The following is a 23,429-nucleotide window of genomic DNA, read 5'->3' on the forward strand; positions in this document are numbered from 1 at the left end:
TGAGGGGATATTCCGCATGCCCAGCGACAGGTTGAAGAACATGCGTCCGCGACTGAGAGTATTGATGGTCGGATTTGCTGGACATCAAGGAAAGGAGTATCTGCCGATCGTCCGGGAGAGCGCGGACATCGTCGGCGGTGTCGACCCCGCCCCGGCGGCCTCGTCACTCGCCGACGAGTGGGGATTCCCGCACTACGGCGTCCTCGCCGACGCGCTCGAAGGAGCCGCATTCGACGCCGCGGTGGTCACCGTGCCGCACAGTGAGCACTTCGCGGTCTCCGCGAAACTCCTGGCCCACGGCAGACACGTCATCAAGGAGAAGCCGTTCGCCGTCACCGAGCGGGAAGCCCGGCAACTGATACACCTGGCGCAACGGGCCGACCGCAGCGTCTTCACCCTGCTGCAACGGAACTTCAACCCCGTGTTCCAGTTCGCCCGGGAGAACCTCGCGCGGATAGGGGAGCCCTACTGGTTCTCCTACGACTACCACCTCAACCTGGCCCATCCGACCACGGGCTGGCGCGCCTCCAGGGAGCAGGCGATGGGCGGTGTCCTCCTCGACATGGGCTACCACCTCATCGATGTGATCAGCGGAATGTTCCCCGAACCCGAACCCCCGCGGGTGCACTCCGCCTTCGTGCACCAGTACCAGGAGACGCGGGACCGCAGGCTGGAGGATCTCGTCAGCCTGATGTGCAGCTATCCGTCCACGGGTCTGGTGGGCTCGCTGCGCATCTCGCGCCACAGCCACGAGAAGAGCGAGCACCTCTGCGTCCTCGGCACGGAGGGCGCGCTGAACGTCGCCCCCGGGGTCGCCACCCTGCACTCCGTCGGCGGGCTTCCGCTGGAGCGCTACACCTGGGAAGGCCCCAAGACCGACGCCGTGCGCTCCATGATCGCCCACCATCTGGGACACCTGGACGACCGCTACTACCGCCAGGACCACCTCCGGCGCCAACTCGCCGCCGTGCGGACGATCGACGGGATCTACCGCGACCGGTCCCGCGAACGGGACGAACTCGCCGGCCGGTGCGCCTGACGACACCCTTCCGCGCCGACCGGACCCGATACGGGCCGGGCCGGCCCCACCCGTGAAAGCAGGAAGGACACATGACCACCGCCGAACAACTCGCCCTCCTCGGAGGCGCACCCGCCATCGAACAGCCGCTGCCGCACGAGGTCTGGCCGCCCCCCGCCGGCGAGGCGGAGCTGTCCGAACTGGCCGAGCAGCGGAACACCGACATCTCCATCAGGGGCAACAGCGGCCCCATCGGCCGGCTGGAGGCCGACTTCCTCGCCTTTCTGGACGGCGGAGCCCGCTTCGCGGTCGCCTTCAACTCCGGTACCAGCGCCCTCTTCGCCGCCTACTTCGCGCTCGGTGTGCGCGAGGGCGTGGACGTCGTGGGACCGGCCCTCACCTACCACGCGGCGCTGAGCCCCGTCTTCGCGCTCCGCGGCGACGTGGTCCTCGCCGACATCGACCCCGGCACCCGGGGTCTGGACCCCACGGCGCTGGAAGCCGCGCTCACCGAGCACACCAAGGTCGTCACGGTTGTCCACCAGTGGGGCCACCCCTGTGACATGGACGCCATCCTGCGGATCGCCGAACGGCACGGGCTGCGCGTTCTGGAGGACTGCTCCCACGCCCACGGCAGCCGCTACAAGGGCAGGCCCGTCGGCACCTTCGGCGACGCCGCCGTCTTCTCCCTCCAGGCCAACAAGGCCGTCTTCGCGGGGGAGGGCGGCATCCTCGTCACGAGCGACGCCCAGGTGCACGACCGCGCGATCCTCCTCGGTCACTACCGGGACCGCTCCCGGGACACCGTCCAGGACGAGGACCTGCGCGCGCACTGGGTCACCGGCTTCGGGCTCAAGCTGCGCATGTCGCCGTTCAACGCCATCGTCGCCCGGCACGCGCTCGCGGCGTTCCCGGAGCGCAAACAGGCCCGGCACCGCTGTCTGCGCCACCTCGGCGAGCGGCTCGGGGACGTGGGCTATCTGGAGCCGGTCCAGGTCGCCGGCCATGTCGACATGGGTGCCTGGTACGGCTACAAACCGCTCTACCGGCCCGAGGCGCTGGGCGGCGTGCCCCGCTCCGTGCTCATCGAGGCCCTGCGCGCGGAAGGCATGGAGGTGGGCGCCCCGTCCGGCCCCCGGCTGTCGACCCTGCCGCTCTACGCCCGCCCGGAGAACCCCCTCTTCCCCGGGATGCCGAAGAAGGGCATCGCGCCGGAGGCCGGTTCCCACGCCGAACACGTCGAGCGGCACGCGCTGTCCCTGCCCACCTTCACCGACTGGCCCGGGGACAAGCCGCTCATCGACCAGTACGCCGAGGCCTTCCGCAAGATCGGCCGCCACCGCGAGGCGCTCGTGCGGTACGCGGCCGGCCCGTCCCGATGACCGGCACCACCGAAGAGGGAGAGACCATGACGTACCAGGAGTCCCCCGAGGACGTGGCCCAGGTCCTGCGGCACGCCCTCGTGGGCGACGACCTACCGGACTCCTTCACCCTGCTGGGGCGGGAGTGGAGCCTGCACCGAGGTGTCTTCCCCAGCACCCTGAGCGCCGCCACCGAGGTGATGGCCTCGATGGTGCCCTACCCCAAGGGCGGCTCGTTCCTGGAGGTCGGCTGCGGCACGGGCGTGATCGCGGTGACCGCCGCGCTGAGCGGCTGTGCCTCCGTCACGGCGCTGGACATCAACGGGAAGGCGGTGGCCAACACGGCCGCCAACGCCGAGCGGCACGGTGTGGGCGACCGGGTGCGCGTCCTCCACAGCGACATGTACACGGCGCTCGCCCCCACCGACCGCTTCGACACCATCTTCTGGAATGTGCCCTGGACCTATGTGGAGGACGGCTTCCCCCTCTCCACCGATCTGCACTCCGCCGTCTTCGACCCCGGTTACCAGGGCCAGGCCCGGTACATCGCGGGCGGCCACGCGCATCTCGCCGACGGCGGCCGGCTGCTGCTGGGCACGGCCGACCTCGGGGACCGCGAACGGCTCGACGCCCTCGCCGGGGAGGCCGGCATGCGATGCGAAGTGCTCCGCCGGGTGCGCCGGATCGAGGAGATACGGGTCATGGAGTACTACCTGCTCGAACTGCGCGCCAAGTGATCCGGCGGTCCTCGGCGCTCCGAGCGGACCGCCGGGGGCCGCGTCCCCGAAACCCACGATGTGTGCAGTGAGGCGCCCATGTCACCCCAGGACGATCTCGAACTGGCCCTGCGACTCGCCGATGTCGCGGACGGCATCACCAGCCGCCGCTTCCAGGCCCGCGACCTGGAGATCCGGGAGAAACCGGACCGTACCCCCGTCACCGACGCGGACACCGCCGTCGAGAAGGCCGTGCGCGAGGCCCTCGGCTCCGCCCGCCCGGACGACGCCTTCGCCGGGGAGGAGACCGGTGGTTCCGTCACGGCAGGGCGCACCTGGATGGTCGACCCCGTCGACGGCACCAAGAACTTTCTGCGCGGGGTGCCGGTCTGGGCCACCCTGATCGCCCTGCTGGAGGACGGCCGGCCCACCGTCGGTGTGATCAGCGCGCCCGCCCTGCACAGCCGCTGGTGGGCGGCGGCCGGACAGGGCGCGTGGCTGCGGCGCGGCCCGGCCGGCAGCGCCCCTCTGCCCCTGCGGGTCTCCGGCAACTCCACCCTCGCCCACGCCTATCTGTCCACCACCAGCACACGCACCTGGGACGTCTTCCACTCGCGCGCGGCGTATCTGCGCCTGGCCGAGGCGTGCTGGGAGGACCGTGCCTTCGGGGACTTCCTCCAGCACTGCATGGTCGCCGAGGGAACCCTCGACATCGCGGCCGAACCGGTGGTGAACCCCTGGGACATCACCGCTGTCCAGATCCTCGTGGAGGAGGCCGGTGGTGTCTGCACCGATCTTCTGGGCGCCTCGCCCCGGAGCGGCACCGGCGCCCTCAGTGCCAACCCGCGGTTGCACCGGCTCGCCCTGGAGGCCCTCTCGGCCGGGCCGGGCGGCGCGGCCCCCGGGAGCGGCACAGCCGGCCGCGCCGGACCGGGCTGAACCCGATGAGCGTCCCGGCGTCCCACTGTCCGGTCGGAATTCCCCAGAGAAAGGGACCATCATGCTGATTCTCTCGCTCAAGGAAGGCCATGACGGGGCGATCGCAGCCGTCGAGGACGGCAGGTTGCTCTTCTCCCTGGAGGCGGAGAAGGACTCCTTCCTCCGCTACAGCGGTCTGACCGCCGAGGTGTTCGCCGTGGCGGCGGACCGGCTGGGCGCACAGCCGGACGTCGTCGCCATGAGCGGCTGGATCAAGGGAACCCAGGCCACCGACCAGCCCTCGCGTGCCGGGTATTTCGGTGTGGGCGAATCCGCGATCTCGGACGAGGCCGGCCGGTTCTTCGGCAAGAACGTGCGCGTCTTCTCCTCCACGCACGAACGCTCCCACATCATGACGTCCTATGGAATGTCGGCCTTCCGCCGGGACCAGCCCTTCTACAGCCTGGTCTGGGAGGGGAACATCGGCTCGTTCTACCGCATCGACGAACACGGGAGGGTGACCCATCTCCGGGAGGTGCTCAACCACCCCGGGAACAAGTACTCCTACGGCTTCGCGCTGGCGGACCCCGGCTTCAGCCCGCACCAGGAATTCGTCCGATTCCAGGACGCGGGCAAGCAGATGGCCCTGGCCGGATTCGCCGGGGACCGGGCGGCCACCCGGGAGGAACAGGAAGTCATCGACATCATCCTCGGCCAGAGGAATGTCATCACCGGCGGGCTCAAGGACCGGATGACCGATTCCCCCTTCCACAACATCGGCGTGGAGACGGACGCGTACAAGAGCTTCGCCGCCCGCCTGTCGGACGCCATCTTCGACCGGTTCCACGCCTACGCCCGGGAGCACTTGACGGAGGGCCTCCCGCTGCTCATCTCGGGGGGCTGCGGACTCAACTGCGAGTGGAACCGCCGCTGGCGCGAGTGCGGGCTCTTCCCCGCGGTCTTCGTCCCGCCGTGCCCGAACGACAGCGGCTCCGCGATCGGGACCGCCATCGACGCCCAGCACTTCTACACCGGCTCGGCCGACCTGGACTGGGACGTCTACGCGGGGGGCGAGTTCGTCGAGGACCTGGAGTTCGACCCGCAGCGGTACGAGACGCGCCCGGTGGACTACGGCGAGATCGCCCGCTATCTCCGCGACGGCAACATCATCGGCTGGGCACAGGGCCGCTGGGAGATCGGCCCCCGTGCGCTCGGGAACCGGTCGATCCTCGCCGCTCCCTTCACCGAGGAGACGACCGTCAGGCTCAACAAGATCAAGCAGCGCGAGAGCTACCGCCCCATCGCCCCGATCTGCCTGGAGCGGGACGCGGGCCGCTGGTTCGGCGGCGGGGGCCCCGATCCCTACATGCTGTACTTCAGCCGGGTCGAGTCGGGCGAGCTGCGGGCGGTGACCCATGTCGACGGAACGGCTCGCACCCAGACCGTCGACCCGGAGGCGAACCCGGGAATGGCCGCCCTGCTGACCACCTTCGGTGAACTGACCGGATTCAGCGTTCTCTGCAACACCTCGCTCAACTACTCGGGGCGCGGGTTCATCAACCACAGCAGCGATCTGATCGCCTACGGCGAACTGCATGGGCTGGACGGGTATGTGGTGAATGGCACCTTCATCACCCCGCGACGGTAGCGCGCGCCGCCGCCGGGCCGGTTCCGCCGGTGTCCCGGCCGGGATCGGCCGGCGCCGGTCTCCTCAGGCGGGTCCGGCCGGCGCCGGGCCCAGGGTCAGGAGCGCCCGGTCGATCGCGGTGGCCAGGTGCTCGGGCGCGTGGCCGGCCCGCTCCCGTACCCGCAGGCCGAGCACCGTGGTGAAGAGCAGCTCGACGGCGCCGTCGATGTCGAGGCCGTCGGAGAGTTCGCCCCGGTCGCGGCCCTCGGCCAGTGCCGAGCGCAGCGCCTGCCGCGTGACCTCGAACGCGGCCTCGGTCCGCTGACGGGCCGTCTCGTCGGTGGTGCCCAGCTCGGTGGCGGTGTTGACCACGAGGCAGCCGAGGCCGGACTCTCCGCCGGGCGGGCAGGTGACCAGCCACAGCATCCACTCCCCGAGCACCTCCCGGACCGGGCGGTCCGACACGTCCAGCCGCTGCCGGGCCCGGGCCGATTCGGTGGCCCGGTAGTGGTCCAGCGCCCGCAGGAACAGGGTGTGCTTGTCGGTGAACGTCCGGTAGAGGCTGCTGGGCGTGAGCCCGAGCCGGTCGCCCAGGTCGCGCACCGAGGTGGCGTGGTAGCCGCGCCGCCAGAACAGTCCGGTCGCCGAGGTGACCGCTTCCGTCTCGTCGAACTTCCTCGGGCGTGCCATGTGTTCACCCTTCCCACCTTGCGGAGCGATCGCTCCCATACTACCGTCCTCAGTATGGGAGCGATCGCTCCCGAATGGCTGAGGGAGACTCCGTTGACGACCGCAGAACAGACCCCCGCCCGGACGCGGGGACCGCAGATCCCGGAGAGGAGCCGCTGGACGGCGGTCTCCGCGGTGGCTCTGGGCACCTTCCTGCTGGTGACTGCCGAGCAGCTGCCGATCGGTCTGCTGACCTCCGTGGGGTCCGCGCTGTCGGTCTCCGAGGGGACGGCGGGGCTGATGGTGACGGTGCCCAGCATCGTCGCCGCGTTATCCGCGCCGCTGGTGCCGATGCTCGTCGGGTCGATGGACCGGCGCCTCCTGCTGCTCGGACTGATGACCCTGATGACCGTCTCCAACCTGGTCACCGCCCTGGCGCCGAACTACGCCGTGCTGGTGGGCTCCCGGGTGCTGGTCGGTGTCGCGATCGGCGGCTTCTGGGCGGTCGCCAGCGGCCTGGCCGTCCGGCTCGTCGCCCCCAAGGACGTGCCCCGGGCCACGGCGGTCATCTTCGGCGGCGTCGGAGCGGCGAATGTGTTCGGCGTCCCGCTCGGCACCCTGCTCGGTGATCTCACCGGCTGGCGCGTCGCCTTCGCCTCGCTGAGCGCCCTGGCACTGGTCACCCTGGCCGCCCTGCTGGCGGTGCTGCCGGGGCTGGCCTCCTCCCGGGCGATCCGGCCGGGGCTGCTGATGGAACAGTTCCGCAACCCGGGTGTGCGCGTCGGCATCATCGCGACGGTGCTCATCGTGTTCGGCCACTTCGCCGCCTACACCTTCGTCAGCCCGGTGCTCCAGAGGCTGTCGGGGATCGACGAGCGCTACGTCGGTCCGCTGCTCTTCGGGTTCGGTGTGGCCGGGATGATCGGCAACTTCGCCGCGGGCGCGGCGCTCTCCCGCCAGGTGTACCGGAGCGTGCTGATCACGTCCGTGGCCCTGGCGGTCGCGATGCCGCTCTTCCTGCTGCTGGGGAGGACCGGGGTCGGCGGCGCCCTTCTGCTGGCCGTCTGGGGCCTGGCCTACGGCGGTGTGTCCGTCGGCCTCCAGACCTGGATGATCAAGTCCGCCCCGCAGGCGGTGGAGGCGGCCTCCTCGCTGTGGGTGGCGGTGTTCAATCTGTCGATCGGCCTCGGCGCGCTGGCCGGCGGCGTCATCGTGGACACCCTCTCCTTCCGGAGCGTGCTGTGGCTCGGCGGCGCCTGCGCCCTGCTCGCCGCCCTGGTGATCCGGACCGCCCGCACCAACGACGCCCTGCGGTGAACCAGCCCCACCGGTCCCGGCCCCGGCGCGCCGGGGGCGGCGCGGCGCGCCCGCCTACCGGGTCAGCCGCTCGTGCTCCTCGTCGGACACCGGCGCCCCGGAGGCCGGCAGCAACCTCGGGACACCGTCCACGATGGGGTACAGCCGCCGCAGCCGGGGGTTGTAGAGCGCGTCCCCGGAGCCGTAGCCGGAGGGGTCGGCGGGGTCGGCGGCCGGGGCGGCGCCGGACCGCACGAGCCGCAGCGGGCCCTTGTCGAGCGGGCAGACGAGGATGCGCAGCAGCGGGTCATCGGGGTTCATGGGCGGTCGGCTCCTGGGCGGTTCTGGTCGGGGGCGATGCGTGACCGGCGGCGGACGGCGGGCGGATCGGTCACGTGAGGCGGGCGGGTGCGGCCCTGCCCGGGTGCGGCTCGCGGCAGGGGGCTCCCGCACCGCACGTCCTACCTCCTCCGCGCGTGCAGCAGCAGGATCGAGGAGAGCGAGGGGGCCGCGCACGCCAGCCGGTCCAGGGGCCGCATCGGGCGCGGCACCCCGTGGAAGGGCGCCCCCGCCACCCGGACCACCTCGAAGCCGGACGCGGCCACGAGCTCCCGCAGCGCGCGGGCCGTGCAGAGCCGCAGATGGCCGACGACCTCGCTGCCGGGACGGCCGTGGATACCGCGCAGACTGACCTCGGAGAAGACGGGCTGGACCCCGGCGAGCAGCAGGGCCCGGTTGTACCAGGCGGCCAGGTTCGGGGTGGACAGCATCAGATGACCGCCGGGGCGCAGTACGCGCCGCAGCTCGTCCAGCGCGCTGTCCGGGTCCACCAGATGCTCGATGACCTCGCTGAACAGCACGGCGTCCACCGCACCGGACCGGAACGGCAGCCGCCCGGTGCCGAGTTCGCCGCGCACCACATCGGGGAGCCGGGTCCGCGCCCGGCGCAGGGCGTCCTGCGACCAGTCCACGCCGACGATCCGGTGTCCGGCGAGCAGTGGCGCCGCCGTGGCCGCCGCCGTGCCGTCACCGCAGCCGACGTCGAGGACGACGGCGGGCCGCGCGGCGGCGGGGCCGAGCGCGGCGGCGAGCATCCGGGCCTGCCGCAGTGTGCGGGCGTCCCCGGACGCGACGGGCACGGCGGGATTCTCGTAGAACTCCCGGAGCCCCCGGGGCGCGTCACCGCCGCCCGCGCCCGGGGGCCGGGTGTCCGTGTCCGCCCCCGGGCCCGTGTCCGGGTCCGTGCTCGGGTCCGCGCTCGACCGGGCGGTCGCCGTCATCCCGTACCCCCTTCCGCCGCCCCGCCGTTCCCGGCCGGGGCGGTCTCCGTCGCGGCCAGACACCGCTCGAACAGCTCCAGCAGCCTCGCCCCGTCCCGCCGGGCGAGCAGCGTCCTCGACCAGCGCAGCACGAGATGCAGCCGCCCGGCGGTGGACGCCGTCGTCACACTGAGCCCCCGGGGCATCCGCGCGGGCGCGGAGAACCACACGGCGTCCGCGCGGCCCGCGTCGCCGAAGTCCAGGGCGTAGGGAACGCGTCCGATATTGCTCAGCAGCGCCGTCGACGACCACGGGCCGGCCGCCCGCCGCAGACCGCGGACCGCGGCGGCCCGCCATGCCACCGGCACCACCGGTGCCGTCAGCAGGGCCGCCCCGTGCCCGAGCTGCGGCCGGGGCACGGACTTGAGGGCGCGGGTGCGGTCGGCGGTCCGGCGCAGCAGCGCACCCATGGCCTCCGCGTCCCCGGTGGCGGCGCCCCGCGCGCCGGACGCCAGTTCGGCCACGGTGAAGGGGACGTCGACGAGCCGGGTGCCGTTCCCGATGGGCATGCCGGGGCCGCGCGGCCGGTCGTCCACCGGCATCGTGATCCGCACCGGGCGCGGCGGGGCGCCGCGCTCCCGGTTCCACCGCGCGATCATCAGCGCGGTGGCGACCATGAGCTGGTCGTTCACGGTGTACGCGGCGCCCGGCGGGCGGCGCGGTACGGCCAGGCCGGCCACCAGCACGCCATTGCCCGGAGGGCCGGACGGGGTGCCGCGCGCCACCCGGGCCGACGGTGTCCACGGGGACGGCCCCGCCGCCGGCGCGCCCCGGCCGCCGGGGGCGGTACGGACCGGGGGCGCCGCCGGGGTGCTGTCCCGGCCGCCGTACAGCTCGGCGGCCGTGGCCAGGACCCGCAGACACGCGGGGGCGTCCAGCGCGGTGTGGTTGGCGGTGAGGAACAGGGCCGTACCGCCCGGCCGTTCGGGGTCCGCGACGATGTCGAGGCGGACGGGCGGGGACACCGACAGCGGGGGAGCCGAGGCCAGACAGCGTTCCCTGGCCCGCTCCAGCGCCGAGGGCCCCGGCGCCGGAGCCGTCACCACCTCCAGGCCCGGCTCCGGCTCCCCGGTCGGCTCCCAGAAGTAGCGGCGCCGGTACCAGGGGCCCGGTGCCTGCCGCACCTGGGCGCGGGGGTGGCGGTCCAGCGCCCCGGTGAACGCCCGCCGCAGCCGCGCCGGGTCGGGCCGCCCCGGCAGCCGGATCTCGATGTGGATGGTCTCGGGCTCCTCCTCCCGGAGACAGTGCCGGGTGATCTCGTCGACCACGGGGAACGGCACGAGGGCGGGCCGCCCGGCCCGCACCGGGCGCGCGGGACCATCCACAGCGGTCACCGCCCGCCACCTCCGGGGGCGCCGGGAGCCGCGGGACCCGCCGGGCTCGCGGGAGCGGCGGCGTCCGCCGGGGGCCCGGCGGTCTGCCGGGTGTCCGGGCCGGACGCCCTGCCCCGGCCCGCCCCGAAGCGGAACCGGAAGCCCCGCCCGGCACCGGACCCGGCACCGGACCCGGCATCGGACCCGGCACCCGCATCGGCATCGGACCCCGCATCGGACCCGGCACCGGCTTCGGACCCGGGGCCGGACGCGACCGTCCGTACCCGCCCGCCGCGCCGTGCGGACCCCGTCACCGTCACCAGGGCGGCGAACAGCGCGATGAACGCCAGGAGCTGGGCCGTGTACCCGAACGCGCCCTCCCCGGCGGCCGGAGCCTCCCCGGCCCCGGTGGCCGCGGCGATCCCCGCCCCCGCCATCGCGGCGAACGCGATCGGCACCAGCAGCGCGTGACGCCGGAGAGCGACCAGCGCGAGCGCCGGGACCAGCAGCGCGAGCCAGCCCGCGACCACCACGGCCACCAGGGTCAGCGCCACCACCCCGAGGACCGTCCCGGGCCCGTTCGGCACCGCCGGGGCGGTCCCGTCCGCGTGCTCGGGGTTCTCCTCGCGCCTGCGGAACAGCGTCAGGCCGATCAGCGCCAGCAGGGCGAGACCACCGGCGATCAGCCCGATGCCGTACACCCGGGAGGGTTCGTACGACAGCTTGACCACGCCGCCCTCGCCCTCCGGGATCTCGAAGCCCTGCTGCCAGCCGTCGAGCCGGAGCGGCGACAGCTCCTCACCGTTCAGCGTGGCCTTCCAGCCGTCGTTGACGTTCTCGTACGTCGTCAGATACGCGGTGGCACCCGGGCCGACTGTCACCTCACGGCGGTCGGGGGACCAGTCGCCGACGGTGAGCCGCCGGCTGCCGGAGGCTGCCGCCGCCGGTTCGCCCCGGGTGAGGGTCACCCCGGTGATCGCCAGCGGACCCGCGTCCCCGGCCTCCACCACATGGGTGCCCGCGCCGAGGTCCATCGTCGGCCGCTCCTTGCCCCGCTGGCAGAGCGTCACCTCGACGGGACGCCGCTCGACCAGGTCCCTGACGGTGCCCTTGGCGCCGGTCGCGTGCAGGGTTCCGTCGATGGCCAGGTCCGGGCCCTCGCCGCACTTCAGGGTGAACGGACGGTCCCCGGCCGGCTGCTTCGTGCGATGGTCCGCGAGCGCCGGGACATGCAGCTCCGTGAGGCCCACGGGGAGCTGGAGATCGTCGCCGGCGAGCGGGTTGTGCAGGGTCACCGGCGCGGTCCTGGTGACGGTGATGTCGAGCCGGTCCGTGGTGATCGGCTCGAAGCGGGCCCAGCCGTTGTCGTCGACGTCCGCGATCGCGGCGCCGTGCGGGGAGCTGATCTCGATCTTCGTGGGCCGGGCCGAGAGCCCGCCCGCGCCGGCCAGCACCAGCGAGTCCACGGACTTCCGGCCGGACCAGCTCAGATGGATCACCGGCTTGTTCCCCGCGATCCAGGCGGTCGTCAGATCGCCGTCGGTCAGATTCCGTGCCGACAGCCCGGCGCCGAGCCTGGCCGTGGAGCCGGCTGTGGCGACGATCCGCCCCGCCTGCTCGGGCGCCACCCGGTACAGCAGCCGGTCCAGCTCGGCGCCGGGCACCGGCACCGCGCTGACCTCGATGTTCCGCGCTCCGGCCGTGTCGGTGGCGAAGGAGCGGTGCAGCCCCGACTCCGTGCCGGCCGGGGAGAGCCCGCCCGGGTCGGCCGACCGGTGCAGCGACACCATGTCGGCCGCCGCGTCCGAACCCGCCCCGTCAGCGGGCAGCTTCAGCATCCGGGTCACCGTGACACCGGGAATCGAGATCTCGGAGAACCCGGCACCGATCAGCCCGGGCCGCCCGGTCTCCACGTCCAGGATGGTGAGCTTCAGCCACCTCGTCCCACCCGCCGGCGACGTGATCTCCTGGGTCTTCCCGCCGGTCGCCAGCGGACTGACCGCGCTGCCCTGCTCGGTCTCCACCTTCACCCGCGTCGCGGCGGACCGCACCCCGTCCTGGGGGAGCGGGGTCACCTCCAGCGACGACGGCATCCGCTTCTTCCCGTCGAACGCGATCCGCAGCCACTGCCCCTTCGCGCTGTCGTGCGCTCCCTCGGCCCACGCCGTGCCGGGGTCGCCGTCGAAGGCGTTCACCGGATCGTACTGCGGGAGGTGGAACAGCCAGTTGCCGCTGGAGGACGCCGTCACCTCGCGCGCCCCGCGCAGCTCGGCCACCGTCTGTCGCTCGATGCCCTTCGTCGGCAGGATCTGGTGCGGCGCCTCCCCGGCTGCCTGCGCGCTGTCGGGGTGATTGCGCTCGTCCTCGGTGTACGTGTACGAGGTGTTGGTGTTCACCAGGCCGAACCGGGTGTCGGCGCGCCGCAGCCCGTCACCGGTGACCTGGAGCGCCGGCCGGTCGACGCCGGGGTGCTCGTCCCCGGTCAGCACGGCGGGCCGGCCGCGCAGCGCCGGGTCGGCGGCGAGCGGCAGCAGCGACTCCGGTCCGCCGGAGACCACGGCGGTGTCGGCGGCGGCGTGGATCGCGGCCCGGCCGGGCGGCGGGGTGCCCCCGCCCGGCGCGAAGATCTCCACCGCCCGCTGCCTCGGGTACAGCCCCTCGACCTGGAGGGGGGTGTCGTCCGCGATGCGCCCCCCGGTCATGACGGGACCGATGCCCTTGACCCGCTGGTAGCCGGACTGCTCCAGCGCCCGCTTCACGGTCGGGGTCGGCACATAGCCGATCTGGTCCGGGTCCAGGTCGTTGCGGACCACCACATAGTGCAGCCCCGCCCGGCCCAGATAGTCCCGCAGCCCCGGTATCGCGGCGCCGGTGAGGAGGGCCTGCTCCACGGCGTCCAGGGCGCGCCGGTTGCCGGCCGTACCGAACGGCACATAGTCGCGCTGGGCCCAGGGGGAGTCGGCGAGCACGTCGAGGGGCTGGTCGATGGGCGAGCCCCAGGTGTAGATGCCGTGCGCGGTCGCCGGGACCACCAGGGCCCGGCTGTCCGGCGAGTGCTCCTCCAGCCAGTCGGCCGTGGACTCCCAGTGCGTGGGCAGCCTGGTGAACGAACCCGGCTGGAGAATGGCGCCGTTGACATACGGCAGGGCGAGCCCGGGCAGCACCAGCAGCGCCGCGATCAGCGGGGCGTACCGCCGGCCCCACCGCACCCCGTGCCCCGGCCGCGCCCCGCGCTCCCGCACCGCGACGGCGGTGAGATGGACGAGCCCGAGCACCAGCGCGAGCGCGAGACCCGGCTGGAACTTGTAGATGTTCCGGAACGGCACCAGCGGCCCGTCCAGCAGATCCCGCACGGGCCCCGCGAACGGCGCGCCGAACTTCCCCGCGTACCCGGCGAGGGTGAGCAGCGCGACCGTCAGCACGGTCAGCACCAGCCAGCGGCGCTCGGGCAGATCCCGCCGGGCGAGCCCGGCGAGCCCCAGCGCGGCGGCCAGCGCCGAACCCACGACGACCGGGACCGACGCCGCGACACTCCACCCGGCGGGCAGCCACGCCTCACCGAAGTTCAGATACGCCACCCAGTTGCCGGCGCCCCGCAGGGTCTCCGTCGCCGCCATCGTGTCCGTGGTGACCTGGGATGTCTCGATGTACGGAAGGAAGTTCTCCCCGTACACGGCGAGGAGCAGCAGCGGGATCACCCACCACAGCGTCGCCAGCAGGACCCCCGGCACCCACCACAGAATGAGCCTCAGCTTCCGCGGACCGTTCGGCCGGGACAGCAGATACAGCCCCACCGGCAGCAGGGACGCCAGGGTGGACGCCGCGTTGACCCCGCCCATGAAGGGGATCAGCAGGGCGGAGCGCAGCGCCGCGACCCGCGCGCTGTACCGGTCGTCGGTGAGCGGCAGCAGCACCCACGGCAGCAGCGCGCCGGGCAGGGCGGCGGCCGAAGTGGAGCCGACGACGATGGTGAACGTCGGCCACAGCGCGTACGCCACCGCGCCGAGCAGCCGTGTCGAACGGGTGCCGACGGCCAGGCGCTCGGCCAGCCGCAGCGCCCCCCAGAACGCGGTGGTCACCACCAGCGACAGCCACAGCCGCTCCGCCAGCCACACCGGCACCTGGAGCAGATCGGCGAGGCCGTGGAAGGGCAGCATCGGGAACGCGTACCCGATGTACTGGTTGGTGAGCCCGCCGAAACCGCCGGTGTCCCGCCACAGCGTCCCGAGGTCGGCCATGAACCGCCAGGGATCGGTGGTGACACCGAGCTTGGTCTCGAACGTCATGCGCCCCGGCGACACCGCCAGGAAGAGCACGAACACCACGGCCCAGAACGCCAGGAGCCATCGCCGCGACCGTGGCCCCTCGGGAGGGTCCTGGGCCGTGCCGGTGGTCCGGACGGCCGCCGGAGGGGGAGCCTGGGCCGCTGGGGCCGTACTGGTCATGGACACCGCCGAAGAATGAGGAGGAGATTCCAGGTAGCGAACTCACGCAGGCCGGGCACCCGGGTGACCGCGGCGGCCAGGAACGGCCAGTAGCGGGAGCGGGCGCGGACCACGGTGATGTCGGTCCTGGCCCGTACCTGGCGCAGGGTGGGACCGATGTGCACGGCGAAGAGGTTCTCGCCGAGGACGTGCTTGGCGGGACGGCCGGTGCGCCGCTCGTAGCGGGCCCGAGCCCGCGCGGCGCCCAGATAGTGCCAGGGCGCCCACTCGTGACCGCCCCAGGGGGAGAGCCAGTTGGTGAACGAGACATAGATCAGGCCGCCGGGGCGGGTGACGCGGATCATCTCACTGAGGAAGGTCTCGGGATCGTCCACATGCTCCAGGACGTTGGAGGAGAAGCACACATCGGCCGAACCGTCCGCGAGCGGCAGCAGATAGCCGTCCGCGACGACCGCCCCCTCGGGCGGCTTCGGCCCCAGCTCCCGCGCGTCCGGCTCGAAGAGGAAGCTGTGCGCCCCGCGCCGGCGGAACTCCTCGGTGAAGTTCCCGCCCCCGCCGCCGATGTCGACGACGGTACGCCCGCGGACCGGCCCGCCGTACGCCTCGACCTGGTCGGCGGCGTCCCGGGCCAGCAGTGTGTAGCACGCCCGGGGGTCGTCCTGTTCCCGCATGAAGGCCCGGAACAGGGCCAGCGAACGCCGGAAGGAGGGGTCTTTCGGTGACGCGCGGCGGCCGTCGGTCCGCGGGACACCGGGGGTGCCCGCGGTGGCGCGGACACCTGGAGCGGGGGCTGGCATCGATCCTCACTTCCGCCGGGAGCGCGCGGCGGTCCGCGCGGGTCGCGGACTCTCCCGGGGTTCGGTCCGCCGGCCGCCCGGCCGGCCGGCGGTGGTGGTGGGAAGGGGCGGGACGGCGCCCGGCGGGGGAGCGCCCGGCTCGGGCACCGTGGACAGACGGGCCCGGTCTCCGCCGGGGGAGCCGCCCCCGCCCGGGGCGCGGGCCCGGTCTCCGCCGGGGGAGTGGCCCCGGTCCCGGCCCTGGGCGGCCGCCTCCACGGCGACCTCGCGGAACGCCCGTACCGTACTGGCCCAGGTGTACCCGGCCGCCGCCTCGCGCGCGGCCCGCCCCATCGCCGTCCGGCGCTCCTCGCTGAGCGCCAGCGAGCACCAGGCGGCGGCGAACGAACTCTCGCCCCGGGCCAGCACCCCGGTCACCCCGTCGTCCACCGAGTCCCGCAGCCCCGGCACGTCGAAGCCGACCGCCGGAGTCGACCGGATGGCGGCCTCCGTGACCACCAGACCCCACCCCTCCACGGCCGACGGATGCACCAGCAGCCAGGCGGCGCAGAGCAGCCGGTGCTTCTCCGCCTCCGTGACATGGCCCGCGAACTCCACACCGGCGCCCGCGAGCCGCTCCAGCCGGGCCCGTTCCGGACCGTCCCCGACGATGACGAGCCGGCCGCCGGTCACCGGCCGCACCCGTTCCCACAGCCGCAGCAGCAGATCGATCCGCTTGTACTCCACGAGCCGGCCCAGCGCCACGAACAGCGGCCGGGGCGAGCGCGGATGCCGGGGCCCGGGCTCCTCGACACCGTTGTGCACCACGCGTATCCGGTCCTGGTCGACTCCGATCCCGCGCAGCGCCCCGGCCGTGGACGGGGACACCGCGACCATCAGATTCCGCCGCTGTGCCTCCTTCAGGGCCCAGTGCTCCAGCCGGCGCCCCAGCCGCCCGGCGGGCGCGAGGGCACGGCCGCCGAAGCGCATGTCCCACAGGTCGGTGTGGACGTGGTTGACCAGACAGAGCGTCGGACCGCTGTGCCACAGCGGTGTCAGATAGGGCATGCCGTTGCACACCTCGACCAGCAGGTCGCACGCGCCGACCCGCTGGGCCAGGGCACCGCGGGCCCGCAGGAAGTGACCGAGGTCGCCGCCCGCCGACACCACGCGGTAGTCACGGCGGGCCGCCGGTCCACCGCAGACGAGGGTGACCTGATGGCCGAGGCGGGTGAGCCCGCCGGCCAGCCGGTCGACCAGGATCTCGGAACCGCCGGCGGCGGGATTCCCGAGGTCGCGACGGGAGAGGAACACAATGCGGCGCGGCTCGGCGGGCGGCGCCGCGGGGGGCTGGGCGGGCCGGGGACCGGCCGCGCGCAGCGAAGCGTGCACGTGCTGGGGCATGGGTGCTCCGACTCGTCTCAGGGTGCGGAACCGTGCGGTGGTACGAGGGAGGTGCACGGCGGTACGGAGTGCCGGCGGCGCGGTGGTTCGTGCGGTGGCCGGGTCCGGAACCGCGCCGGGGAGCGACTGCCGTCGCGCGCGGTTCCGGCGGGGTCCGGCCGGATGCGGGCCGCCCCGGAGGGTGCCGGGGCCGCTCGGATGTGCTGGGGTCATGCACGGATGGTGTGTTCGGGTGGGTGGGATGGACAGTTTTCGCCCAGTGGTTCGCCGCGGCTACTCACCGAGGTGACAAATTGCGCACCTGTTACCGGCCGTACCTCATCACCGGGTGGAGTGTTCCGGCACCCGGACCGGAGCCGGGACCCCGGCGGGGTCCTCGGGACGCCTCCGGAACACCATGACCGAGCCCGCCACGGCCAGCAGCAGCCCCAGCGCGCCCGCTCCCACGGGCCCCGTCACCCCCACCAACTGGAGCTTGCGGTTGTCGGCCCTCGCCAGCTCGACCTGCTTCCTCTGCGTCTCCTCGGTGAACGCGATGCGCTCGCTCTCCAGCAGCACCACCTCGTTCTCGGCGGAGTCGGCCCCGGGCGCCCGCAGCGTCTTCCTCGGCCCGATCGCCGCGAGGAGAATCCGCCCGGTCCGCTGGTCCGCGACCAGCTCGATGCCGTGGTTGGCGTACCACTCCTCGGCGAGCACCTGGCCGCGCTCCGGCCGGCCGACGAGCACCCCCGGCACCTGCCGCGTCCCGGTTTTGACCGGGTCGACCGTGCCGGTGAACAGATAGCCCTCATGGCCCTGGACCTTCGTCCGCTCCTTGAACCGGAGCTCCACGGTGGCGCCCAGCGTGCTGTCCCACCAGCGGTACGGACGCTTCTCCACGTTGAACGGGAACTTCAGGTACGCCTCGCCGTCGAATCGCGGACTCTCCCCGCAGCAGTGCACGGGGGCGTTGGTCTCACGGTCGGTCACCCAGCGTTCCACGGTCCACTGGAACGAGTCGTGGGGATCGGACGCGGGCAGGGTGTCGTTCGTGTCGACACTCGTGGACACGTCCCAGATGGCCCGGCCGCTCTCCTCGCTGTCGGCCACGTCGCCGCGGACCTTGCGGGTGATGGTCAGCTCCGCCTCGTCGACGGTCTTGACCCTGCCGGTGTCGAAATAGCTTCCCTGACCAGTGAAGACCGTGGTCACATCGGTGTCGATCGGGGTGCGCTGGGCGCGCGGCTCGACATACCAGGCGAGCATCGCGGCCAGCACCAGCAGAAAGGTGCCGGCGCCCAGCAGAACGAGCGGGACGGGTGAGGTGGTGCGTCGCATCCGGGCACTCCAGGAGGGTTCGGGGCGGCTCGACACGGGGTCGGGGAGTCGCGGTCACAAGGTGACGGAACGTAGTCGCGCGGGCGGGGAAAGTGCAGCCGCGGTATGGGCCGGGAACCGTAGGCGCACCCTTGACTAGGTGTCAATGCATTGCCGACACTGGGCCCCAGCCGGTCGGGGCCGGTGTGCGCCACCACGGGAGGCCCGAACCAGGGGCCCGTGGCCACTGGCGCGGATCGTGTGGATCATCCAGGGTGGGGACGACCTTTCGACCGGAGAGGCTGGACCCCCAGCATGCCCAGACTGCTCGCCGCCGCACTCACCGCCGCGGCCGCCGCGGCCCTCGCCGTGGGCGCCGCCCTCGGTGTCGTGGCCCTGCTCGACGCCACCCCGGACCAGCCCAACACCCCGCTGGTCACCTACGAGACGGCCGACCGGGAGCGCTGACCGTGCCCTCCTCCACCCCGGCCCTCGGCCCCCCGGGCGCGGCGGCCCCCGTCACCGGCGGGGACCGCGCCGTGCCGCCCCTCGGGGCCCGTTCGGCCTGGTACGACGTACCGCGCAGCCAGGTGCGCCGGTTCGCGGCGCTCGCCATGGCCGAGGCTCCCGCGCTGGCCGAGGAGATCCTGCGGGAGATCCGCCGCGAGTACCCGCACGTCCCGGTCATCCTCGACGACTCCGGCGAACCCAAGTCCCTCATCGGCATCCGGCGCGCCATCGAGATCTTCGTGCTGCATCTGGAGACCGCGGAGGACCGGCCGCGGGTCCACCCCGAGGTCTTCCAGGACTTCGGCCGGGGCGAGGGGATCGGCGGGCGCAGCCTCGACTCGCTCCAGGCCATCTACCGCCTCGGTGTCCGCCTCACCTGGCGCCGCCTCGCCGAGATCGGCCAGCGCGTCGACATCCCGCCACCGGCCATGTACGAACTGGTCGACGCGGGATACGAGTATCTGGACGGGCTGGTCGACCAGTCGGTGCGCGGCTATGCCGAGGCCGCCGCCCGGCAGGCCGGTGAACGCCTCCGGCTCCAGCGCGAGCTGATGGAACTCCTCCTCGTGGAGGACCGCAGCCGCCCCGCCGCCGGCCCGCACGAGATCGCCGCCGCCCTCGCGGAGCGCGCCGCCCGGATCGGCTGGCCGCTGCCCGCCAGGGTCGCGGCCGGGGTGCTGCTGCGCCCCGCCCGCCAGGCCGTCGCCCCCGCCGTGGGCCAGGGTGTCCTTCTGGACATGGAGGCCGAACAGCCCCGTATGGTCGTGCCCGACCCGGACGCGGCGGGCCGCCCCGAACTGCTGCGGCGCGCCATGACCGGCTGGGCCGGCGCGATCGGGCCACCGGTGCCCCTGGTCGACGCCGCGAAGTCACTGCGCTGGGCCGAGGCCGCGGTACGCCTCATGGAGCGCGGGCTGCTCCCGGCCGGGGAGGTGCTGCACTGCACCGAGCACACCGAGGCGCTGGTGCTCCTCCAGCCCGAGGAACTGATCGACGACCTGGCCCGCCGCACCCTCGCCCCGCTCGCCGAGTGCGGCCGGACCCATGCCCGCCGCCTCGCCGAAACCCTCCTCGCCTGGCTGGAGACCCGCGGCGGCGCCCCCGAGGTCGCGGGCCGCCTCGGCGTCCACCCCCAGACCGTCCGCTACCGCCTCCGCCAGATCCGCGAGCTGTGGGGCGACGAGATCGACGACCCCGACCGCCGCTTCGAACTCGAACTGGTCCTCCGCGCCCAGCGCCTGCGCGGAGAGCTGGGCCGCTTCACCCCCTGACCCGCGCACCACGTCCGCGGCCCGGGCGCCGGCCCGCTCGCCGGCCACGGCCACGGCCATGGCCCGGACGGTGGCGCCGCACGGTGCCCGGCGCCCGGGCCGGGCACCGTGCGGCGCCACCGCGATCAACTCGACCGGGACCGGAACACCTTGCCCAGCACCGCCGGCCGCCCCAGTGACAGCGGACTGTCCAGCGCTCCGGCGATCCGGACGAAGCCGGCCGCCACCGCCGCGTCCTGCTCCGCGAGCGCCACCACGCGGCGCAGATACCAGGAGGCCAGCCCCGCGCCCGGCACGCTGAGACCTCCCACGCCGGGGAGGGCGGAGTCCGAGAGACCCGAGAACCACCACGGGCCCACCACCACACGCGCCGCGTCCCGGAAGAAGCCCCGGTGGATGCCGTCGAGACCCTTGCGCAGACGCTTGTCGAGGATCAGCGCGTACGCCGCGGCGGACATGATCCCCGTGCCGTAGAGGGGATTGAGCACCGCCAGGGCGTCGCCGGTCACCAGGAATCCCTCGGGGAAACGCGACAGCCGGTCGTACCGGCGCCGGAACGTCCTGGGAACCTGGAAGGAGTGCACCTCGGGGGAGACCTTCGCGGACTGGATGGCCCGCCACACATCGTCGGGGGCCAGGGCCTCCGCCTGGGCCATGAAGCGCTCGGGCTGGGTACTCGGACGGTGGTCGCCGTAGCCGAAGACCGTCATCGTCCACCGTCCCGCCTCCTGGACGGTGAAGTAGAAGCCGCGCGGACGGTTCAGTTCGGGCCCCACCACAATCGCCCGGTCGTGGCCCAGGACATCCGGCGCGCACTCCACCAGTCGGCTCGCGTACCCCAGATTGACCCCGATCCGGTCCTCCGGCGGTGCCTTGTACCCCATCTCCGCCAGCCAGGCCCGCGCCCGGCCGGCCCGGCCCGTCGCGTCCACCACCAGGTCCGCCGCGAGATCCTCCGTCTGCCCGCCGTCGGCGCGCGCGACCGTCACCCCCGACACCCGGCCGGGCGAATCGACGATGGGCCTGACCGCTTCCCAGCCGAACCGGGTGGACACCTGCGCGTGGGCGTCCACCCGCTTGCGGATTCCCTCCTCCAGGAACGGCCTGCTCGCCCAGACCGTCTCCAGGGCGCTCCGCGACTGACGCAGACGGCGGCCGTAGTAGGTGATGCGGTGCTGGTCCAGCATGCCCACCCGGAGCCCGCCGTCGGCGATGAACTCCTCGCCGATTCCCGGGAACAGGCGCTCCAGCAGATCATTGGCCTTCAGTGCCAGAACATGCGGATGCCAGCCCTGGGGGATGCCCCGCCGCGGATCGAGGCTCCCGCCCTCGTCGCGCTCCACCAGCGTCACCCGCTCGAAATGCCCCGCGAGCACATGCGCCGCCATCAGCCCGCTCATGCCGCCGCCGAGTACCACCGCATGTGTCCCGAGCATCCGCACCACGTCCCTTTGCGGTCGGCCGGCGGACGAGCCGGCCTCCCTGTCCCCCTCCACCTCCCCCACCGCCGTCCCTTCACCCCGCCGCGTCGGGGCGACCACTCAAACGGGCGACCGCATAAACGGCCAAGGGGGATGGAGATGCGCTTAGTGGTGGATTACGGATGGAAGGGATGAATCAGGGGTGAGGGGGGCGATGTTCGGCGTCGGAGCCGCGAGACCCGGTGTCCGTCATCCGGTGTCCGTCATTCCGGCCGTCGGCGGCCTGCCCATGGGCAGCAGGTACTGAAGGGGCCGGTCCAGATCGTCCAGCCCGAACACCTCGTGCGCGAGGTCGTCGCGGAAGCCGCCGAGGGGGGTGCAGGCGAGGTCCAGGGCGGTGGCCGCGAGCAGGAGGGACTGCGTCAGATGGCCCGCCTCCAGGAGACCGAGGCGCAGGGCGCGCAGCCCGTAGCGGCGGCGGAGCAGGCCCAGATCCACGTACAGGCCGAGGAGCAGCGGGAGTCCCTCCGGCGCGATGCCGTCGGGGTCGCCGGGCGGACGGGACAGATACGAGGAGAGGGCGGCGACCTCGTCCCGGGCGGGCGCCGGGCCGATGAACCGCAGGGAGCGCCGGTCCGGCAGACAGTGGTAGGTGCCCGGGGCCAGTCCCTCGACATCCAGGGCGATCAGCCGGATACCGGCGGCGTACAGGGCACCCGGGCTCGGATAGGGGCGGTGGCGCATGATCCGTTCGCTCCCGTCCGCGTGCCGGTGGACCGAGGTGTGCCCGGAGGCGTGCGCCCCCCACAGCAGGGTGCCGAGCGTCCGCGCGTCCAGCGGGCCCGTCAGCGCGCCGCGCCGGGAGACCCGGGCCGCCATCACCGTGCGCAGACCCGTCTCCGGGAGCGGATCGGCGGGGAGGGCCCGCTCCGGGGGGAGGGCCCGCCCGGCGGACCGGAGCGGCTCCGCCCGGGGGGAGGTCCCGGCGGGCGCGGGCGGCAGATCGCGGGCGGCCGAGTCCTGCTCGCGCCCGATGTGGAACTTGCTCCGCTCCAGATACCGCCGGTCCGGCGACAGGTGCCCGGCCGGGAAGAACGATGTCTCCCCGCCCTCGTCGAGAAGGGTGCGCGCGGCCAGGAGGCAGACGGCCCGCTCCTCGTCGGGCGCCGTGCCGAGCCGGTTGAAGAGCATATGGAGCTGGGAGGCCCACACCAGGGGACGGTTCACGGCGGGGGAGCAGGCCCGTACCGCCTCGTCGGCGGCCCGGACCCCCCGGTGCCACTCCAGCAGCGGGCCGGGAGCCGTGCCGTCGGCGAGCCCGCTCCGCACCGAATCCGCGCGGCCCGCGAGGGCCTCGCGCTGGAGCGCGTACACCTGGTTGACCCGGGTGTGGACATGCTGGGGTGCCAGCAGCGGCACCTCCTCGGCCCAGCGCCAGCCGGCCGCGTGCCGCCGCAGCCACCGCGCCGCCGTCAGCGGGTCCATGCCCAGGGCGAGGGCCGTGGTGTGCGCGAGATCGACGGCGAGGGCGAGCCGTGCGCTGCCGCGCGGAGCGCCGGCCAGGGCGCGCACCGCCACACCGCTGGAGAGCAGGAACACCTCCTCCGCCACCGGCAGGGCGGCCGGTCCGCCGTACCGCCCGGTCTCCGGGACGTAGGGCTCCCGGCGGACCTCGCCGTGCCGCCCCGGCGGTTCCCCGTCCGGGACCGGCCCGCCGGCCACGACCGCCAGCCGTCCCACCAGGCGCGCCAGCGCCCCCGGCAGCGCCGCCGCCTCGTCCGGCGCCGCCTCCCGCACCCGGACGCGCAGATGGTGTCCGCCCTCGTCGTAGCGGATGAAGAACCAGCCGGTGGCCCCGCCCCGGGCGACGAGACCGTCGAGCAGCGGCGCCAGATCCCGGTGGAGGAAGGCGTCGGTGTCCTCGGGGGCCGACCGCAGAAAACAGTGGAGGCTGAGCCAGCCGCCCGCGCCCGTCGGTCCGGTCGCCGGTGTCACATCGAGGGTGTCCGTCACATGAGGTCCTGGTCGCTCGGGGTGCTGAGGGTGGGGGAGGGAGGTATGGGCGGTGC

17 protein-coding genes and 1 pseudogene are annotated in these 23,429 nt (G+C 73.6%); 8 read left to right on the forward strand and 10 right to left on the reverse strand.

Annotation, left to right across the window (positions count from 1 at the left end):
- Window positions 1-16 precede the first annotated feature (16 nt).
- The 5 genes from ABT122_RS10305 (at window position 17) to ABT122_RS10325 (ending at window position 5,661) form a co-directional block, all read left to right on the forward strand.
- Window positions 17-1,039 (forward strand): Gfo/Idh/MocA family protein, encoded by a 1,023-nt coding sequence (locus tag ABT122_RS10305; RefSeq protein WP_351548280.1) that lies wholly within the window; start codon window positions 17-19, stop codon window positions 1,037-1,039.
- Between the two features lie 71 nt (window positions 1,040-1,110).
- Complete coding sequence (locus ABT122_RS10310) at window positions 1,111-2,400, forward strand: DegT/DnrJ/EryC1/StrS aminotransferase family protein (RefSeq protein WP_351548282.1); 1,290 nt, start codon at window positions 1,111-1,113, stop codon at window positions 2,398-2,400.
- A gap of 26 nt (window positions 2,401-2,426) precedes the next feature.
- The gene (locus tag ABT122_RS10315; RefSeq protein ID WP_351548285.1) at window positions 2,427-3,116 is read left to right on the forward strand and encodes a methyltransferase; all 690 of its coding nucleotides are present in this window, start codon (window positions 2,427-2,429) and stop codon (window positions 3,114-3,116) included.
- 78 nt (window positions 3,117-3,194) lie between these two features.
- The gene (gene hisN, locus ABT122_RS10320; protein ID WP_351548287.1) at window positions 3,195-4,034 is read left to right on the forward strand and encodes a histidinol-phosphatase; all 840 of its coding nucleotides are present in this window, start codon (window positions 3,195-3,197) and stop codon (window positions 4,032-4,034) included.
- Window positions 4,035-4,095: 61 nt separating this feature from the next.
- Window positions 4,096-5,661, forward strand: a complete 1,566-nt coding sequence (locus tag ABT122_RS10325) for a carbamoyltransferase C-terminal domain-containing protein (protein WP_351548290.1) — start codon at window positions 4,096-4,098, stop codon at window positions 5,659-5,661.
- Window positions 5,662-5,724: 63 nt separating this feature from the next.
- On the opposite strand, the gene ABT122_RS10330 is transcribed toward ABT122_RS10325, so the two are convergent.
- The gene (locus tag ABT122_RS10330; RefSeq protein ID WP_351548293.1) at window positions 5,725-6,330 is read right to left on the reverse strand and encodes a TetR/AcrR family transcriptional regulator; all 606 of its coding nucleotides are present in this window, start codon (window positions 6,328-6,330) and stop codon (window positions 5,725-5,727) included.
- Window positions 6,331-6,423: 93 nt separating this feature from the next.
- On the opposite strand from ABT122_RS10330, the gene ABT122_RS10335 reads away from it, so the two are divergent.
- The gene (locus ABT122_RS10335) at window positions 6,424-7,626 is read left to right on the forward strand and encodes an MFS transporter (protein WP_351548296.1); all 1,203 of its coding nucleotides are present in this window, start codon (window positions 6,424-6,426) and stop codon (window positions 7,624-7,626) included.
- Window positions 7,627-7,680: 54 nt separating this feature from the next.
- On the opposite strand, the gene ABT122_RS10340 is transcribed toward ABT122_RS10335, so the two are convergent.
- The 7 genes and pseudogenes from ABT122_RS10340 to pgfA all read right to left on the reverse strand — a co-directional run bounded on the left by ABT122_RS10340 (window position 7,681) and on the right by pgfA (window position 18,179).
- Window positions 7,681-7,926 (reverse strand): Trm112 family protein, encoded by a 246-nt coding sequence (locus ABT122_RS10340; RefSeq protein ID WP_351548299.1) that lies wholly within the window; start codon window positions 7,924-7,926, stop codon window positions 7,681-7,683.
- 140 nt (window positions 7,927-8,066) lie between these two features.
- The gene (locus ABT122_RS10345; protein ID WP_351548301.1) at window positions 8,067-8,885 is read right to left on the reverse strand and encodes a class I SAM-dependent methyltransferase; all 819 of its coding nucleotides are present in this window, start codon (window positions 8,883-8,885) and stop codon (window positions 8,067-8,069) included.
- The gene (locus ABT122_RS10350) at window positions 8,882-10,258 is read right to left on the reverse strand and encodes a condensation protein (protein WP_351548304.1); all 1,377 of its coding nucleotides are present in this window, start codon (window positions 10,256-10,258) and stop codon (window positions 8,882-8,884) included. Before ABT122_RS10350 ends, ABT122_RS10345 begins: the two co-directional genes overlap by 4 nt.
- Window positions 10,255-14,682, reverse strand: coding sequence for an alpha-(1->3)-arabinofuranosyltransferase domain-containing protein (locus tag ABT122_RS10355; RefSeq protein WP_351548432.1), 4,428 nt, complete (start codon window positions 14,680-14,682; stop codon window positions 10,255-10,257). The genes ABT122_RS10350 and ABT122_RS10355 overlap by 4 nt, the downstream gene beginning before the upstream one ends.
- Window positions 14,679-15,479, reverse strand: coding sequence for a class I SAM-dependent methyltransferase (locus ABT122_RS10360; protein ID WP_351548307.1), 801 nt, complete (start codon window positions 15,477-15,479; stop codon window positions 14,679-14,681). Before ABT122_RS10360 ends, ABT122_RS10355 begins: the two co-directional genes overlap by 4 nt.
- Before the next feature lie 216 nt (window positions 15,480-15,695).
- Window positions 15,696-16,862: pseudogene (locus ABT122_RS10365) on the reverse strand (glycosyltransferase family 4 protein); the annotation flags it as partial.
- A 321-nt stretch (window positions 16,863-17,183) separates the two neighbouring features.
- On the reverse strand, window positions 17,184-18,179 hold the full coding sequence (gene pgfA, locus ABT122_RS10370) for a cell envelope lipid trafficking protein PgfA (RefSeq protein ID WP_351548309.1): 996 nt from the start codon (window positions 18,177-18,179) through the stop codon (window positions 17,184-17,186).
- A gap of 294 nt (window positions 18,180-18,473) precedes the next feature.
- On the opposite strand from pgfA, the gene ABT122_RS10375 reads away from it, so the two are divergent.
- On the forward strand, window positions 18,474-18,626 hold the full coding sequence (locus tag ABT122_RS10375) for a hypothetical protein (protein WP_351548312.1): 153 nt from the start codon (window positions 18,474-18,476) through the stop codon (window positions 18,624-18,626).
- A gap of 71 nt (window positions 18,627-18,697) precedes the next feature.
- On the forward strand, window positions 18,698-19,939 hold the full coding sequence (locus ABT122_RS10380) for a PucR family transcriptional regulator (protein WP_351548435.1): 1,242 nt from the start codon (window positions 18,698-18,700) through the stop codon (window positions 19,937-19,939).
- 125 nt (window positions 19,940-20,064) lie between these two features.
- Here ABT122_RS10380 and ABT122_RS10385 read toward each other — a convergent pair whose 3' ends face one another.
- On the reverse strand, window positions 20,065-21,375 hold the full coding sequence (locus ABT122_RS10385; protein WP_351548315.1) for an FAD-dependent monooxygenase: 1,311 nt from the start codon (window positions 21,373-21,375) through the stop codon (window positions 20,065-20,067).
- A gap of 234 nt (window positions 21,376-21,609) precedes the next feature.
- Window positions 21,610-23,373 carry a thiopeptide-type bacteriocin biosynthesis protein gene (locus tag ABT122_RS10390; protein ID WP_351548318.1) on the reverse strand — a complete coding sequence of 588 codons (1,764 nt, stop codon included), beginning with the start codon at window positions 23,371-23,373 and terminating at the stop codon, window positions 21,610-21,612.
- Between the last annotated feature and the right edge of the window lie 56 nt (window positions 23,374-23,429).

The sequence above is a fragment of the Streptomyces sp. NPDC001985 genome, from assembly GCF_040296845.1.
Taxonomy (GTDB): Bacteria; Actinomycetota; Actinomycetes; order Streptomycetales; family Streptomycetaceae; genus Streptomyces.

Coding starts and splice junctions, on each gene's coding strand:
- ABT122_RS10355 (WP_351548432.1), bottom strand. CDS start 14,682: ATGACCAGTACGGCCCCAGCGGCCCAGGCTCCCCCTCCGGCGGCCGTC.
- ABT122_RS10340 (WP_351548299.1), bottom strand. CDS start 7,926: ATGAACCCCGATGACCCGCTGCTGCGCATCCTCGTCTGCCCGCTCGAC.
- hisN (WP_351548287.1), top strand. CDS start 3,195: ATGTCACCCCAGGACGATCTCGAACTGGCCCTGCGACTCGCCGATGTC.
- ABT122_RS10305 (WP_351548280.1), top strand. CDS start 17: ATGCCCAGCGACAGGTTGAAGAACATGCGTCCGCGACTGAGAGTATTG.
- ABT122_RS10345 (WP_351548301.1), bottom strand. CDS start 8,885: ATGACGGCGACCGCCCGGTCGAGCGCGGACCCGAGCACGGACCCGGAC.
- ABT122_RS10360 (WP_351548307.1), bottom strand. CDS start 15,479: ATGCCAGCCCCCGCTCCAGGTGTCCGCGCCACCGCGGGCACCCCCGGT.
- ABT122_RS10325 (WP_351548290.1), top strand. CDS start 4,096: ATGCTGATTCTCTCGCTCAAGGAAGGCCATGACGGGGCGATCGCAGCC.
- pgfA (WP_351548309.1), bottom strand. CDS start 18,179: ATGCGACGCACCACCTCACCCGTCCCGCTCGTTCTGCTGGGCGCCGGC.
- ABT122_RS10315 (WP_351548285.1), top strand. CDS start 2,427: ATGACGTACCAGGAGTCCCCCGAGGACGTGGCCCAGGTCCTGCGGCAC.
- ABT122_RS10375 (WP_351548312.1), top strand. CDS start 18,474: ATGCCCAGACTGCTCGCCGCCGCACTCACCGCCGCGGCCGCCGCGGCC.
- ABT122_RS10310 (WP_351548282.1), top strand. CDS start 1,111: ATGACCACCGCCGAACAACTCGCCCTCCTCGGAGGCGCACCCGCCATC.
- ABT122_RS10330 (WP_351548293.1), bottom strand. CDS start 6,330: ATGGCACGCCCGAGGAAGTTCGACGAGACGGAAGCGGTCACCTCGGCG.
- ABT122_RS10385 (WP_351548315.1), bottom strand. CDS start 21,375: ATGCTCGGGACACATGCGGTGGTACTCGGCGGCGGCATGAGCGGGCTG.